Here is a 15,368-nt window from a genome sequence, read left to right on the forward strand (position 1 = left end):
CTCGCGAGCTGTGAGCGGGTCAGGTCAGGGGCGACGGGCCCGACGGAAGCGCATCACGACGACCGCAGCAGCACCGGCCGTGACGAGACCGGCGGCCGCGAGCACGGCGATCGGCACGATGTCGACACCCGTCTCCGGGAGCGTCGGCTTCGCGGGGCTGACGGGACCGGTCGGCACTTCGCCCGTTGCCGTCAGCTCGGGGAACCCGGACGGCGCCACGCGATGGTGCGTCGCCTGCTCGTAGTCGTACGCGAAGGAGAGCATCCGGCCGTCGTCGTATCGCTGCCCGATGAACTTGATGCCGAGCGGCCGACCCGCGGCGTCGATCCCAGACGGGACCGTCACCCCCGGGGCGCCCGCGCGGGACGTCAGTTCGGTCGATCCGTCGAGGCTGAGCGGCGCAGCACTCGCGGTCGACGGCAGTACGAACGCATCGATGCCATTCGCGGTGAAGAAGTCGGCGAACTCCTGCCGCGCCTGTGGAACGGTCTCGAGCGCGGCGACGACCTCCGGATCCGGGGTGTCGGACGGTTGGATCTCGGCGAAGACCTCGGCGAGGGTCGTGTCCGGGCTCGCGAGGACGTCGTGCAGGTCGAAGACGTCCTTCGGCTCGGCGATGGCCGCGGCAGCAGGGGGCACCGAGGCCTTCGTCGTCTTCAGGAACTGCTGCACCTGGTAGCCGAAGTCGCTTGGAACGCCGGGCGTGGTCAGCGTCGTCGCGTCGTACGCCACTGGCACGATGACCGCACCGCGCGCCTGCAGTTCGGTGATCGCGCGGTCGTACGTCGCTTTCCCCTCCACGTCGAGGTAGGCGAAGATCGCGCCGGGCCCCGCGAGGTACGCATCCCAGTCCGCGGGGACGCCGATGCGGGCGCCCTGGAGCGACGTCGCGCTGAGCCCGCTCACGTACGTCCCGGTGTCGACGTCCTTCGTCGGCGCGGTGCGCGGATCGTCCTCGTCGGAGCCGGCGAGGACGTCGAGCAGCACGGCCGCATCGCGGACGGACTTCGTCATGGGGCCGAGCGTGTCGAGCGCGGTGTTGCCCGGGACGACGCCGTCGAGGCTTGTGAGGCCGAAGGTGGGACGCACGCCCACCAGTGCGCCGTTGGCCGACGGGCCGATGATGGAGCCGGCCGTGTCCGTACCGATCCCTCCCGCCGCGAAGTCGACCGCCGTCGCGGCGGCGCTTCCGCCGCTCGATCCACTCGATCCGAGCGTCGCCCCGAACGGGTTCTTGACCTCGCCGAACACGCTGATGCTGCTGTCGCCCGTGAGCGCGAACTCCGCAAGATTGGTCTTCGCGATGATGATCGCACCCGCGTCTCGGAGGCGTTGGATCGACGTCGCATCGGCCTCTGGACGGTAGTCGCGCATCGCACCGTTCCCGGCGGTCGTCGGCATGCCCGCCGTGGCGATGTTGTCCTTCACGACGATCGGGACGCCGTGCAGCGGGCCGCGGATCGCGCCGGCCGCCCGTTCCGCGTCGAGCCGTTTCGCCTCGGCGAGCGCTTCGTCGTCGACCGTGATGATGGAGTCGAGTCCGCCCTCGCCGTTCGCCGGGCGATCGTAGGCGGCGATGCGCTGCAGGTAGGCGGTCACGAGGGCCTCGGACGTGGTCTTCCGTGCGGTGAGGAGCTGTGCGGCCTCCGTGATGCCGAGGCCGACGACGTTCGGGTGGGTCGAGTCGGAGGCGGTCGATGCGGGAGATGCGGCGGACGCAGCAGTCGTCCCGGGCTCTGCGTGCATCGTCGCCCCGAACGCCGATGCGGCGGGCACGGCACAGAGGACGGTGGTGATCCCGACGGCTGCGGCGAAGCTCAGGGCGCCGCGTGATCGACCGTTCATGCGGCGTTCCCGTGTTCGGTTCGGACGTCGAGAGTTACGGGACAAGTGTTGATTTTCTTCACGCTCCCGAGCCTAGGAACGCACGTCCCTCCCGTCGTCTCCCCCAGGGACCATCTCCCATCCGCCCACGTGGCACCCAGGTCCCATCCCGACGGCCCCTCCGGCCCCTCCCCCACCCCGTTCTGCCGAGGGGCCCCAACGTGCGGGTACACGCCACCGACACCCGCATGTTGCGACCCCTCGGCAGCAAGGAGGGGACGGGAGAACGGGATACGCTGCGGCTACCGGCGCGTTACCTGCGGGCAGTAGCCTTCGGGGTATGAACGACACCCCCGGCACGGACGACGAACAGCCCCGACTGGGATCGCGTCCCCGAAACTTCCCGCCGGCCCCGCTCACGAACGCCGATGCCGCCGCCGCGACCGTCGACCTCGACACCGCGCAGGTCGCCGCCGTGAAGGCGCAGAGCGGCCGCAAGGGACGGATCTTCGCCTGGGGCCTATGGGACTGGGGCTCCGCATCGTTCAACGCCGTCGTCACGACCTTCGTCTTCACCGTCTATCTGACAGGTGACGCATTCGGCGGCGAAGCGGCCGTCTCCGCCTCCCTCGGCTGGGCCCTCGCCGCGGCGGGTCTCCTCATCGCGATCCTCGCCCCGATCACGGGACAGCGGTCTGATGCCTCCGGCCGCCGCAAGTTCTGGCTCGGCTTCAACACGTACGTCGTCGTCGCCATCACAGCCCTCCTCTTCTTCGTCAGCCCGGACCCCAGCTACCTGTGGCTCGGCCTCGTGCTCCTCGCAGTGGGCAACATCGTCTTCGAGTTCGCGGGCGTCAACTACAACGCGATGCTCGCGCAGGTCTCGACACCGTCCTCCATCGGCAAGGTCTCCGGCCTCGGCTGGGGCATGGGGTACATCGGCGGCATCGCACTGCTGCTCATCGTCTACTTCGGCTTCATCCGCCCCGATGTCGGCCTCTTCGGCGTGACGGGCGACGACGGAATGAGCGTCCGCGTGTCGATGCTCATCGCCGCCGTCTGGTTCGGGATCTTCGCGCTCCCCGTGCTGTTCGCGGTGCCCGAGTACCACGCGCCCGCGGCCGTCGCCCAGCCGCGCGTCGGCTTCTTCCAGTCGTACGTGGTGCTCGGGAAGAGCATCGCGGAGCTGTGGCGCGACAGCCGGCAGACGCTCTACTTCCTCATCGCGAGCGCCGTGTTCCGCGACGGCCTCGCCGGCGTCTTCACGTTCGGCGGCGTGCTCGCGGCCGGAACGTTCGGCTTCTCGCCCGGCGAGGTCATCATCTTCGCGATCGCCGCGAACGTCGTCGCCGGCATCGCCACGATCACCGTCGGCCTCCTCGACGACAAGCTGGGCGCGAAACCCGTCATCCTCGGATCGCTCATCGGCCTCGTGATCTGCGGCATCGCCGTGTTCGCCTTCCACGACGGCGGACAGATCGTGTTCTGGACGTTCGGCCTCGCGCTGTGCATCTTCGTCGGACCCGCCCAGTCGGCGAGTCGATCGTTCCTCGCCCGCATCATCCCGCCTGGTCGCGAGGGCGAGGTCTTCGGCCTGTACGCGACCACGGGTCGCGCCGTCTCCTTCCTCGCACCGACCGCGTTCGCGCTCTTCGTGACACTCGGCGGCGGTCAGTACTGGGGCATCCTCGGGATCGTCCTCGTGATCGCGATCGGTCTCGCGTTGCTCCTGCCCGTGCAGGCGAAGCAGGGCAACATCGGCGTGAAGGTCTGACGAACCCCGCCGTCTTCCGTTTGCAGGACGAGCTCACCGCCGAGCGCGCTCTGCAGCCGACACCCGGCCATTCCTGAAAACGGAGGACCGGACGCCGCTACGATCGAGAAATGGCAGTCACGGACGAAGCGATCCTCAAGATCAAGGACATGATCGTGAGCGGTGAGCTCGGTCCCGGAGACCGACTCCCGCCCGAGAAGGAACTGAGCGAGCGGCTCGGCCTCTCGCGCAGCTCCATGCGCGAAGCCGTCAAGGCCCTCGAAGTGATCAGGGTGCTCGATGTGCGGCGCGGCGACGGCACGTACGTCACGAGCCTGGAACCGCGATTGCTACTGGAGGCGATGTCGTTCGTCATCGACCTGCACGGCGACGATTCGATCCTGGAACTCTTCGCGGTCCGCCGCATCCTCGAGCCGGCCGCAGCCGGTCTGGCCGCACGTGAGGCGACTCCGGTCCAACTGGCCGTGCTCCGGAGGATCGCCGAGTCGGTCGATGTGGAGACGAGCGTCGACGCACTCGTCGAGCACGACCTGGAGTTCCACCGCGCCATCGCCGCGTCAGCCGGAAACGGCTACCTGTCGAGCCTGCTCGAAAGCCTGTCGAGCCACACGGTCCGTGCACGCATCTGGCGCGGGCTGACGCAGGAGCACTCGGTGCAGCGGACGCTCGACGAGCACCGGGCGATCCTCGATGCGCTCGAACGCGGCGATGCTGCACTCGCGGAGGCGCTCGCGACCGTGCACATCGCCGGTATCGAGCAATGGCTGCGTGAGGCTGCAGTCACGCGCTGAGCATCATCGCTCGGCGCCCGCCGCCACAGCACCGCGCCACCCGGTACCGCGCCCCCGGGGTGTTGCACAATTCAGGATGATTTGCAGAATTCAGGATGATCGACCGGCGCGCCGAGCTCGATCATCCTGAATTGTGCCGATGTTCCTGAATTGCGAAAACCACTAGGCGGGGATGGCGTACGCGAAGGCCGCACGGCTGGCGGCGAGCATCTCCATGCCGTTGCCGGGCGCGGTCGGTGCGACGTAGTTGCCGTTCCGGATGACGACGGGCGTCGCGAAGTGCTCGTGCAGGTGGTCGACGTACTCGATCACGCGTCCCTCGTGCGACCCGGAGACCGCGACGACATCGAACATCGACAGGTGCTGGACGGCCTCGCACAGACCGACGCCGCCCGCGTGCGGGCAGACGGGCACCCCGAATTTGGCGGCGAGCAGCAGGATCGCGACATTTTCGTTGATGCCTGCGACCCGCGATGCATCGATCTGCAACACCTGCAGCGCATCGGCCTGCAGGAACTGCTTGAACATGACCCGGTTGGCCATGTGCTCACCGGTCGCGACCGGGATCGGCGCTACTCCACGAGCGATCGCGGCGTGCGCCAGGACGTCGTCGGGACTCGTCGGCTCCTCGATCCAGGCGACGTCGAATCGCGCGAGATGCGACATCCACTCGATCGCTTCATCGACCCCCCACCGCTGATTCGCGTCCGTGCCGATGCGGATGTCCGGGCCGACGGTCTCGCGGGCGAGCGCGAGCCGACGGATGTCGTCCTGTAGGTCACCACCGACTTTCAGCTTGATCATCCCGAACCCGTCCGCCACCGCCTCGCGGGAGAGTCGGACGAGCTTCTCGTCGCTGTATCCGAGCCAGCCGGGCGTGGTGGTGTAGCCGGGGTAGCCGTCGGCGAGGAGTTCGGCCTCACGTGCCGCGCGTCCGGGGACGGCCGCTTCGAGGATCTCGAGCGCCTGCGCGGGGGTCAATGCGTCCTCGAGGTAGCGGAAATCGACGAGCTCGACGATCTCGGCCGGCGTCATCCGGGAGAGCAACTGCCAGACGGGGAGTCCCGCGCGCTTCGCCTTCAGGTCCCAGAGCGCGTTGACGACGGCGCCGATCGCCATGTGCATCACGCCCTTCTCCGGGCCGAGCCAGCGGAGCTGCGAGTCCCAGAGGAACGCGCGCGAGGTCGCGCCCATGTGTTCGAGGACCGCTTCCGTCTCGCGGCCGACGAGGTGGTGGGCGAGCGCCTGGATGGCGGCGACCTGGACGTCATTGCCGCGCCCGATCGTGAACACGAAGCCGTGGCCTTCGAGGCCGTCGGCGGCGTCGGTGAGGATGCGCACGTACGCGGCGGAGTAATCGGGGTCGAGGTTCATGGCGTCGGAGCCGTCGAGCGACGTCGAGGTGGGGAATCGGATGTCGCTGGTCTCCAGCGCGAGGATCGTGCTCACTGACGGTTCTCCTTGTTCGGGCTCTTCCGAGCGTAAACATCCGATGTATAGACTGTCAACCGACGGCGATGCGCGATGAGTCCACTCAGAGCCGCGCGTAACGCCCGGAGACTTCAGATGTCCGATCAACCATGTTCCACAGAAGGAGACCCGCATGAAGTTCGCCCGCCTCGGCCCCGTCGGCGACGAGACCCCCGCAGCGCTCGTCGACGGCTCCTGGCTGGACCTCACGCCGGTCACCCGCGACATCGACGGCGCCTTCCTGGAAGCCTCACCCGTCCAGATCGTGACCGATGCCATCGCCGCCGGTCGTCTGTCAGCCATCGCAGGAGCGGACGACCTCCGCATCGGCGCGCCCATCGCCCGCCCGAGCGCGGTCATCTGCATCGGCATGAACTACGCGGCCCACGCCGCGGAGTCCGGATCCGCGCCGCCCGAGGTGCCCATCATGTTCCTGAAGACGCCCAACACGGTCGTGGGCCCGAACGACGACGTCCACATCCCCCGCACCAGCACGAAGACCGACTGGGAGGTCGAGCTCGGCGTGGTCATCGGCCAGCGCGCCTCCTACTTGGACGGCCCAGCGGACAGCGCCAGGCACATCGCAGGGTTCGTGACGGCGAACGACCTCTCGGAGCGCGCGTTCCAGCTGGAGGTGTCCGGAGGCCAGTGGTCGAAGGGCAAGAGCGCCCCCGGCTTCAACCCGACGGGGCCGTGGCTCGTGACCCCCGACGAGGTCGATGCGACGAACCTCCGCCTCCGCAGCTGGGTCAACGGCGAACCGCGCCAGGACTCGTCGACCGCCGACCTCATCTTCAGCGTCGACACGATCATCTGGCAGCTCAGCCAGTACCTGACCCTCGAACCCGGCGACCTCGTCCTGACGGGCACCCCAGAGGGCGTCGCACTGTCGGGCCGTTTCCCCTACCTCGCCGCCGGTGACGTCTGCGAGATCGAGATCGAAGGCCTCGGCCACCAGCGCCAGTCCTTCCTGCCGCCCGTCTGAGCCCGGGCCGCGCGCGCACAACTCCTTCGATCCGACGGCTCGGCGCCGGCTCACCCCCGGAATTCCGGGGATGCGGACTCGGCGCCCGTCGAATTCGAAGGAGTTATGCACGTCACAGCATTCACCGGACACCCCCGAAAGGAACCGCAACCATGACCTCCAACCCTGAATTCGACGGTCTCGTGGCCGTCGTCACGGGCGGCGCATCCGGCATCGGCGCCGCGATCGCCACCCGCCTCACGGAAGGCGGCGCGCAGGTCGCCGTCATCGACCTCAACCCGGCTGATGCGGCCGAGGGCCTCTTCGCCGTGGCCGGGAACGTCGCCGACGCCGCCTCCGTGCGTGCCGCGATCGACGCCGTCGTCGAACGGTTCGGCCGCATCGACATCGTGGTGAACAACGCGGGCATCGGCGCGCAAGGCACCGTCGAGGACAATCCCGACGACGAGTGGCTGCGCGTGTTCGACATCAACGTCGTGGGAATGGCGCGCGTGTCCCGTGCGGCGCTCCCCCACCTGCGGAAGTCGCCGTCGGCCGCCATCGTCAACACCTCGTCGATCGCCGCGACGGCTGGCCTGCCCCAGCGCGCCCTGTACAGCGCGACGAAGGGCGCCGTGCTCTCCCTCACCCGCGCGATGGCCGCCGACCACCTCCGCGAGGGCATCCGCGTCAACGCCGTGAACCCGGGCACCGCGGACACGCCGTGGGTCGGTCGGCTGTTGTCCTCGGCCGACGATCCAGCGTCGGAACGCGCCGCGCTCAACGCCCGTCAGCCGCACGGCCGCCTCGTCGCAGCCTCGGAGGTCGCCGATGCGGTCGCGTACCTCGCGAGCCCGCGGTCCGGTTCCACGACGGGCACGTCGATCGCTGTCGACGGCGGCATGCACGAGCTGCGTCTGCGACCCGAGTAACGCTCCCGCCCCGCCAAGACCTCCGTTTTCGTGCAATACGGACGTTGTGGATGGCACTTCTTGCACGAAAACGGAGGTTGGGGGTGCCGGAGCAGTCGGCCAGGAGGCCGACCGCACCAGTCGCGCGCGTTCGACGAGTCGCGCTAGCATTCGGGCAACGGCCCGCGCATGCTCGAGTGCCTCGGATCGCGGACGCCGTACCGCCGATGGAGGAGGGTCCATGACGACCGATGCGAGCCGACGAAGCCACGATCCACTCGACCGTCCGGCGGACGACCCGCCGACCGACGACCCGCGCGACGATCTCTTCGTCACGCCGCTCCTCGCATCGCGCGCACCCACATCGGTGTTCCCAGAGCTGGAGCGGGCGCCGCGCGAGGTCTACCAGCTGGTCCACGACGAGTTGCTGCTCGACGGCGTCTCCCGCATGAATCTCGCCACCTTCTGCACCACCTGGGTGGAACCGGAGGTGCGGAAGCTGATGGACGAGTCGATCGACAAGAACATCGTCGACAAGGACGAGTACCCGCAGACGGCCGAGCTGGAAGCCCGATGCGTGCGCATGCTCGCCGACCTCTTCCACGCCCCGGAGCCGACGACGACGCTCGGGACGTCCACGACCGGATCGAGCGAGGCGGCGATGCTCGGCGGGCTGGCCGCGAAGTGGCGCTGGAAGGCACGCCGGACCGCGGCGGGCGCGTCCACCGCGACCCCCAACATCGTGACGGGTCCCGTGCAGGTGTGCTGGGAGAAGTTCGCACGCTACTTCGACGTGGAGATGCGCCAGGCGCCCATGAACACGGGCAACCTCCTCACGCCGGAGGAGGTGATCGCCCGATGCGATGAGCACACGATCGCGGTCGTCGTCACGTTCGGGCAGACGTTCACAGGCAAGTTCGAGGACGTCGTCGCGATCAGTGCGGCCCTCGACGACCTCCAGGAGCGGACGGGCCTCGACATCCCGATCCACGTCGATGCGGCGAGCGGCGGGTTCGTCGCCCCGTTCTGCGCACCGGACCTCGTGTGGGACTTCCGTCTGCCACGGGTGAAGTCGATCAACAGCTCCGGGCACAAGACGGGCCTCGCTCCCCTGGGCAGCGGATGGGTGATCTGGCGGGATGCGGCCGATCTGCCGACGGAGCTCATCTTCGACGTCAACTACCTGGGTGGGCAGATGCCGACCTTCAACCTCAACTTCTCGAGGCCGGGAGGGCAGGTCGTCAGTTCCTATTACAACTTCCTGCGGCTCGGGCGGGAGGGCTACCGGAAGGTGCAGTCGACGCTGTACGCGGTCGCGGGATACCTGGCTCGCGACATCGCATCGATCGATCTGTTCACGATGGTCTTCGAGGGCGATCCGCAGCTCGGGATCCCAGCGGTCACCTGGCGGTTGAAGGACCCGGACGGCCCGTTCAACCTCTTCGACCTGGCCGAGGCGTTGCGGACGCTCGGCTGGCTCGTGCCCGCGTACACGCTGCCTCCGGCCCAGGAGGAGGTCGCGGTGCAGCGCATCATCGTGCGGCACGGTTTCAGCCTCGACATGGCGGACCTGCTGCTCGCGGACCTGCGCCGCGCCATCGGGAAGCTCACCGACCGGCCGCCGTCGCGTCCACTCGACGAGTCCGAGGGCGGTGGCTTCAACCACAACGCCACGCCCGAGGTCTCCGCGGAGGCGCTGGCGTCCTGAGTACGCTGCTCGATGGGTGCGGCGAAACGTCAGCTCGCCGAGCACAACTCCTTCGATTCGACGTTGGCGGCCGGCGCCAAGCCCGGAATTCCGGGGAAGGCTTGCCTGCCGATGTCGGAATTGAAGGAGTTATGACGGTCGACCGGAGGGCCAGCCGCGCCTACTTGCAGATGGCGTCGATCTTCGCGACGGTGTCCGAGAGGTTCTCCTGCGCGGTGTCGAGGGCGGCCTGCGTGCCATCGCTCGGCTTCTGCTTGTAGAGGCGGGCGGCGTCGACGAGGGTCCCGACGCGCTCGGCCGTCGTCGAGGAGAGCGGATCGATCTGGCCGTTGCCGACCTCGTGTGCCGCGGAGACGAACGCGTCACGCGCATCGCTGAGCTTGCCCCAGGCGGCGGAGTCCTCGGTCACCTTCGGCAGGTTCGTATCGATCGACGACTTCATCGCGCTCCACGCCGTCTCGAAGTCCTTGCACGCCTGATCCTGGCTGTTCGCACCGAACGAGCAACCGCTCAACGCGACGGCAAGCACGGCGACGGTCGCGAACGACGTGACGAGACGAGTCATCGGAACACCCTCCAGCAGGAATCGGGCGTCGGACGAATGCGCGCCCCGAGACGACGCTAGCAGCGCACGGGTGGGGAACGGACCAGAATTCCCGGTCCCGATGTCGTGCTCGCGGTGGCGGCGAAGCGATGGCACTTCGGAGACGACGCGGAGAGGATCGTCTGAGCGATGCCTGCCGATGTCAGGCGCCCGGGAATGCACGGAAGATCCCTCCGCAGCTCACTCGTCGTCGCGCGGCCAGGCGTCCACGAAACGGCTGAGGAGTGTCGCGAACTGCTCCGTCTCCGCCGCCGTGAATCCGCTGAGAGCGGTGGTCACGGCATCGCGACGGCCCCGGTGCGCCTCGTGCAGGATCGCCCTGCCGGCATCGGTCAGCTGGACGACGCTGCGCCTGCCATCCTGCGGGTCGACCGCACGACGAACGTGCCCGCGTTCCGTCGCCTCCGCGACGAGTCTGCTGGCACGCGGCTGGTCCACGCCGATCGCCGCCGCGAGCGCACTGATGCCCATGCCCGCGCTCGCACCGCCGCCGGCACCCTCGCCAGCACCGTCGATGGCTTCGAGCATGCGGAATCGAGCGGCCTGGCCGAGCGAGCGATCGTGCGGGGTGCGACGGCCGGTGCCGCGCTCGTCGTCGCGGCCGTTGCCGCGCGTGCGGTCGCGAGTGCGGTCGTGGTCACGGTCATGCCCGTCCGCGTCGCCTTCGGCTCGGCCGTGCTCCGGTTGGTGGTCGCGGCCGTGATGCGGGTCTCCCCACGGGCCGCCGCGCCGCCCATCGAATCCGCCGGGGAATCCCCCGCGGAAGTCGGGCCCGCCCGGGAAGCCCGGACCTCCCGCGAAACCTGGGCCGCCTCGCCGATGCAGTCGTCGTCTCGACTGGTCGCGTCGGATCCGCACGAGCGCCTGCTCGATCAGGCCGACGGCATCGGCGGTCCCATCGGCGCTCTCAGCCGCTGGTGCCGAGGCGTCTGCGGTCGCGTCTGCTGAGTGTTCGCTGGGCGGGTCTTGACGATCGTCGGACATACATGTCATTATACATTTACATGTAACAAGACATGCAAATGAAAGAAGACACCATGAACTCCCCAACAGACACTCAGAACCAGTCCCCCACCAGCCCGTCCGCTCAGCGTCCGCTCGGCTACTGGCTGCGCACGATCGACGTCTCCATGCGCTCAGCGATGCGCGACGCCTTCGCAGAACAGGGCATCGGCCGCCGTTCCTGGCGCACGCTGTCCGTCATCGCCGACGGCGCGAGCACCATCGACGAGATCGATGCTGCGATGCCGCCCCGCCGCGGACCCCACGGACGCAAGGGACACGAAGGACGCGGCCGTTTCGGCGGTCGAGGCTTCGGCGGTCGTCCCGAGCACCGCTTCGGCGAGCGCCCCGAACAGGGCTTCGGCGAGCGCCCCGAGCGAGGCGAGCACCCGTTCGCGTCGCCCGAAGACCGCACAGAACGCCCCGAGCGATCCTTCGGACCGCGAGGCCAGCGCCCGGAGCACCCGTTCGGAGCACGCGGTCAGCACCCGTTCGCCGAGCGAGCCGGACACCCCGACCTCGGCGGGCGCCCCGGACACCCCGACCGCGCCGGACGCCCCGAGGGCAGCGAACACCCCGACCGCGACCGCCCTGGCCACTGCGGCCCCGAAAGCCGTCGTCGCCGCTCGACCCAGGACATCGTCGACGAGTTCGTCGATCGCGGCTGGGTCACGACCGAGGACGGCATCGCCCTCACCGATGCGGGTCGCGAGGCACACGCCGCGCTCCTCACGAAGGTGACCGCGATCCGCTCCACCGTAACGGATGCCGTCTCCCCCGAGGACTTCGCCACCACGATGGCGAGTCTCGAATCCATCGCCCGCGGCTTCGGCTGGGACGAGAGCACCGCGTCCGAGCGTGGCCCCCGCGGCCGTCGCGAGCACGGCCCCCGCGGACACCGCACTCCCCGTGACGCCCGTTGACCACCTGCCGAGGTGAGGCTTCCGGTCACTGTGGACGCCACAGGACGACCGGAAGCCTCACCTCGGCGGTTCCGCGATCGAGGAGGGGAGGGTCAGGGGTTGGCGGTGCGCGGGATCTTGCGGTCGAAGACGACGAGGGCCGCGATGAGCACACCGATGCCAACGAGCGCCCACCCGAGGTTGTGGATGCCGCCATCGCTCGCGTGCGTCCCGAATGCGACGGCGAGGATGCTCGACGAGAAGATCGCACCCACATACGTGGACGTGCGGAACAGGCCGGACGCGACGGCGATCGTCTCCGGCGGACTCTGCAGATAGAGCGTCGCCTGGTTCCCGACCGAACCGAACGCGTAACACCCGAGCAGCAGCGTCATCCCGATCAACAGCACGATGCTCGTGGTGCTGCCGATCGTGAGCATCACGAGACCAGCGACACCCTGCATGATCCCGCCGACGAGCAGAGCCCATCGCACCCATCCCCGCCGGGAGACGATCCGGCTGATGATCGCGGCGGCTCCGGACAACGGGATCAGGATGAGCCCCACCGTCCACGCGCTCAGGCCGCGCCCTTGTTCGAGCCACTGGCTCATCCCGAGGAGCGCCGAGTAGTTGCCGAGACTGACGAGCCCCGCGCGCAGGTAGGTGCGCTGGAGCGGCAGGTTCTTCGCGAGCATCCGGACGTCGATGAGCGGGCTCGCCGCACGACGTTCCCACACGAGCAGCGCCGCGGCGAGGACGACGCAGACGCCCAGGAGCCACCAGATCGGCGTGCGGATCTCCGAGAGGAAGAGGAGCAGCGCCGTGATCATCCCCGCGAACAGCGCGATGCCCGGCAGATCGAGGGCGGTGATGAGCTGTCCGCGCCCTTCCCTCGGCCGGTCCGCGTCCTTCGGTACACCCGTGAGCGTGAGGACGAACGTGAGGACGGCGAGCGGAATGTTCACGACGAAGATCGACCGCCAGCCGAACGCACCGACGAGGACACCGCCGAGCGGGAATCCGAACGTCGCCGTGATCTGCGCCGCGATGGTGAGGTTGCCGAGCACCGACGTCGGCACACCGCCACCGTTCGCATCGGCGCGCTGCCGGATGAGGGCCATCGCCGTCGGATAGCACGCGGAGGTGCCGATGCCGATGAGCGCCCGCGAGACGAGCAGGACGCCGAACGTGGGGGCGAACGCGCCGATCAGACCTGCGACGAGGAGGACGACCAGGCCACCGAGGAAGGTGCGTCGCGGACCGAGGAGCGTCGAGACCTTGCCGAGGGTCGGCTGCGCGACCGCGCTCGACAGGTACAGGACCGAGATGAGCGCGGCGGTCTTGCCCGCGTCCACGCCGAGGTCCGTGCCGATGCCGACGAGCGCGGTGGCGATCATCGACGAGTTGATCGGGTTCAGAGCCGACCCGAGGAGGAGCGGCGAGACGAACCGCCAGCCGAACGGGTTGGTTGAGGCCGCCGGAACCATCGCCTGGGCGATCACGTCGGCGGTTCCGTCACCGTCACCGGCCCCGTCGCCGGCCCCGTCGTCGGCCCCGCGATCGACCGGACCGCGCGTCACGGTCGCTGGTCGGCGGTGCGTGCGGCGGAGTCGCCCGGCTCGTCGACGAGCCGTTTCAGGAGGTCGACGGCGGCTTCGAGCTGCACGTGCTCGGCCGTCGTGAGGTGGGCGTGGATGCTGCGGGACAGCCAGTCCTCGCGTGCTGCGCGCATGGATCGGATGGATTCGTGCGCGGCCGGCGTGAGCGAGAGGAGCGTCTGCCGGCCGTCACTCGGGTGCGGCGATCCACTGACGTACCCGGCCGCTTCGAGCGCCGCGATGTTGGCGCCCATGCTCTGCGACCGCACGCCCTCCGCACGGGCGAGTGCGGAGACGGTCGCCGGGCCGCCCGTCTCGAGTCGCGACATCGCGGCGAGTTGCGATGCCGTCAGCCCGCCCGCAGGGACGTCCTCCCGCATCCGTCGCCGGAGTCTTCCGATGAGCGCGCGCAGCTCGCCAGCGATCGCCGCGACCCGCGCCTCCTCAGCAGCCATCCCGAGTTCGGCATCGGCTTCGCCCTCCGCTTCGGTTCCGCTCAGCGCATCCGCCCGTCCTGCATCCATCCCTCCACTGTACGCCAGATCCGAAGGCAACCTTCACAGTTTGCCTTCGGATCTGGCGAGACCTTCGGATGTGGCAGCGGAGAGAGGACGCAAGGCGCCTGGGGTCGCCTGGAGCACGACGAGGTCGCACTCAGCCCGGCTGGAACCAGGCTCAGGCGCGCGTGAGCTCGTCCCAGCGCGGGTAGTCCGTGTACCCGGCGGCGCTGTCCGCGTAGAAGGTCGACGGGTCCGGCTCGTTCTCCTGCTGGTCGGCGAGCCACCGTTCGAGGAGATCCGGGTTCGCGATGATCGGACGCCCGACGGCGACCGCATCGGCATGCCCGTCGGCGACGTACCCGAGCGCCTCCGCACGCGTGGACGCACGGCTGAAACCGGTGTTCACGATGAACGTGCCGTCGAAGCGGGCGCGGATCCGCTGGACGAGTTCGCCGTCCGGCTGCGCGTGCAGGACGCTGACGTACGCGATGCCGAGGGGAGCGATGCCGTCGAGGAGCGCGTCATAGGTCGCCTCCGTCTCGGCCGGGTCGTCCTCGATGACGTCCAGGATGCCGTGCGTCGGAGACAAGCGCAGACCCACGCGGCCCGCGCCGATCGCCTCGACGACCGCGGTCGCGACCTCGATCGGGAAGCGAGCACGGTTGACGGCAGAGCCGCCGTACGCGTCCGTCCGCTGATTGGACGAGGGCGCCAGGAACTCGTGGAGCAGGTAGCCGTTGGCCCCGTGCAATTCGACCCCGTCGAGGCCGGCCGCGATGGCGTTGCGCGCAGCGGTCACGATCTCCTCGCGCACGATGGCGAGCTCATCGGTCGTCAGCTCGTGCGGGACCGGATACGGCAGCTTGCCCTCAGGCGTGTGGGTCTGCCCGTCGATTGCGATGGCGCTCGGCGCGACGAGTCGATCGGTGCCCGTGATCGCCGGGTGCCCCACCCGACCCCCGTGCATGATCTGCAGCACGATACGACCGCCGGCGGCGTGCACCGCATCGGCGACACCGCGCCAGCCCTCGATCTGCGCGTCCGTCACGATGCCCGGCTGGCCCGTGTAGGTGCGCGACTCGTGAGTCGGATACGTGCCCTCGGAGACGATGAGGCCGACACTCGCGCGCTGCGCGTAGTGCTCCGCGACGAGTGCCGTGGGAACGCCGTCCCGACCGGAGCGCAGACGCGTGAGCGGCGCCATCACGAGGCGGTTCGGAAGCTCGACCGCGCCGACCGTGATCGGAGAGAAGAGGGCGTGCCCTTCGACAGGCTCAGGGACCGGAACCGCGTGCCCTTCGACAGGCTCAGGGACCGGAA

The 15,368-nt window shown here is 69.2% G+C and carries 13 protein-coding genes; 6 read left to right on the forward strand and 7 right to left on the reverse strand.

The window, feature by feature from the left end:
- Positions 1–24 precede the first annotated feature (24 nt).
- Positions 25–1,845, reverse strand: coding sequence for an amidase (locus ACQ3HB_RS05005; protein ID WP_430918313.1), 1,821 nt, complete (start codon positions 1,843–1,845; stop codon positions 25–27).
- Positions 1,846–2,164: 319 nt separating this feature from the next.
- Between ACQ3HB_RS05005 and ACQ3HB_RS05010 the strand changes: the two genes are divergently transcribed.
- Together ACQ3HB_RS05010 and ACQ3HB_RS05015 are read left to right on the forward strand one after the other, a co-directional pair.
- Entirely contained in the window at positions 2,165–3,598 is a 1,434-nt protein-coding gene (locus ACQ3HB_RS05010; RefSeq protein ID WP_430918315.1) for an MFS transporter, read from the forward strand.
- Between the two features lie 110 nt (positions 3,599–3,708).
- Complete coding sequence (locus ACQ3HB_RS05015) at positions 3,709–4,389, forward strand: FadR/GntR family transcriptional regulator (RefSeq protein WP_430918317.1); 681 nt, start codon at positions 3,709–3,711, stop codon at positions 4,387–4,389.
- 162 nt (positions 4,390–4,551) lie between these two features.
- Here ACQ3HB_RS05015 and ACQ3HB_RS05020 read toward each other — a convergent pair whose 3' ends face one another.
- Positions 4,552–5,838, reverse strand: a complete 1,287-nt coding sequence (locus tag ACQ3HB_RS05020) for an enolase C-terminal domain-like protein (protein WP_430918318.1) — start codon at positions 5,836–5,838, stop codon at positions 4,552–4,554.
- Positions 5,839–5,992: 154 nt separating this feature from the next.
- Between ACQ3HB_RS05020 and ACQ3HB_RS05025 the strand changes: the two genes are divergently transcribed.
- The 3 genes from ACQ3HB_RS05025 (at position 5,993) to gad (ending at position 9,442) form a co-directional block, all read left to right on the forward strand.
- A complete protein-coding gene (locus tag ACQ3HB_RS05025) occupies positions 5,993–6,844 on the forward strand; it encodes a fumarylacetoacetate hydrolase family protein (protein WP_430918319.1) in 852 nt (283 codons plus the stop codon).
- A 152-nt stretch (positions 6,845–6,996) separates the two neighbouring features.
- On the forward strand, positions 6,997–7,755 hold the full coding sequence (locus ACQ3HB_RS05030; RefSeq protein ID WP_430918321.1) for an SDR family NAD(P)-dependent oxidoreductase: 759 nt from the start codon (positions 6,997–6,999) through the stop codon (positions 7,753–7,755).
- Positions 7,756–7,975: 220 nt separating this feature from the next.
- Complete coding sequence (gene gad / locus ACQ3HB_RS05035; protein ID WP_430918322.1) at positions 7,976–9,442, forward strand: glutamate decarboxylase; 1,467 nt, start codon at positions 7,976–7,978, stop codon at positions 9,440–9,442.
- Positions 9,443–9,602: 160 nt separating this feature from the next.
- Here gad and ACQ3HB_RS05040 read toward each other — a convergent pair whose 3' ends face one another.
- Together ACQ3HB_RS05040 and ACQ3HB_RS05045 are read right to left on the reverse strand one after the other, a co-directional pair.
- On the reverse strand, positions 9,603–10,007 hold the full coding sequence (locus ACQ3HB_RS05040; RefSeq protein WP_430918324.1) for a hypothetical protein: 405 nt from the start codon (positions 10,005–10,007) through the stop codon (positions 9,603–9,605).
- A gap of 219 nt (positions 10,008–10,226) precedes the next feature.
- Entirely contained in the window at positions 10,227–11,030 is an 804-nt protein-coding gene (locus tag ACQ3HB_RS05045; protein ID WP_430918326.1) for a MarR family winged helix-turn-helix transcriptional regulator, read from the reverse strand.
- A 53-nt stretch (positions 11,031–11,083) separates the two neighbouring features.
- Here ACQ3HB_RS05045 and ACQ3HB_RS05050 point away from each other — a divergent pair, with 53 nt between their 5' ends.
- Complete coding sequence (locus tag ACQ3HB_RS05050) at positions 11,084–11,971, forward strand: hypothetical protein (protein ID WP_430918327.1); 888 nt, start codon at positions 11,084–11,086, stop codon at positions 11,969–11,971.
- Between the two features lie 92 nt (positions 11,972–12,063).
- On the opposite strand, the gene ACQ3HB_RS05055 is transcribed toward ACQ3HB_RS05050, so the two are convergent.
- The 3 genes from ACQ3HB_RS05055 to ACQ3HB_RS05065 form a co-directional block, all read right to left on the reverse strand.
- A complete protein-coding gene (locus ACQ3HB_RS05055; protein WP_430918329.1) occupies positions 12,064–13,530 on the reverse strand; it encodes an MFS transporter in 1,467 nt (488 codons plus the stop codon).
- Entirely contained in the window at positions 13,527–14,072 is a 546-nt protein-coding gene (locus ACQ3HB_RS05060; protein WP_430918331.1) for a MarR family winged helix-turn-helix transcriptional regulator, read from the reverse strand. Before ACQ3HB_RS05060 ends, ACQ3HB_RS05055 begins: the two co-directional genes overlap by 4 nt.
- 151 nt (positions 14,073–14,223) lie before the next feature.
- Positions 14,224–15,291, reverse strand: a complete 1,068-nt coding sequence (locus tag ACQ3HB_RS05065) for an alkene reductase (RefSeq protein ID WP_430918425.1) — start codon at positions 15,289–15,291, stop codon at positions 14,224–14,226.
- Between the last annotated feature and the right edge of the window lie 77 nt (positions 15,292–15,368).

Source organism: Plantibacter lichenum (genome assembly GCF_050587525.1).
Classification (GTDB): Bacteria; Actinomycetota; Actinomycetes; order Actinomycetales; family Microbacteriaceae; genus Plantibacter.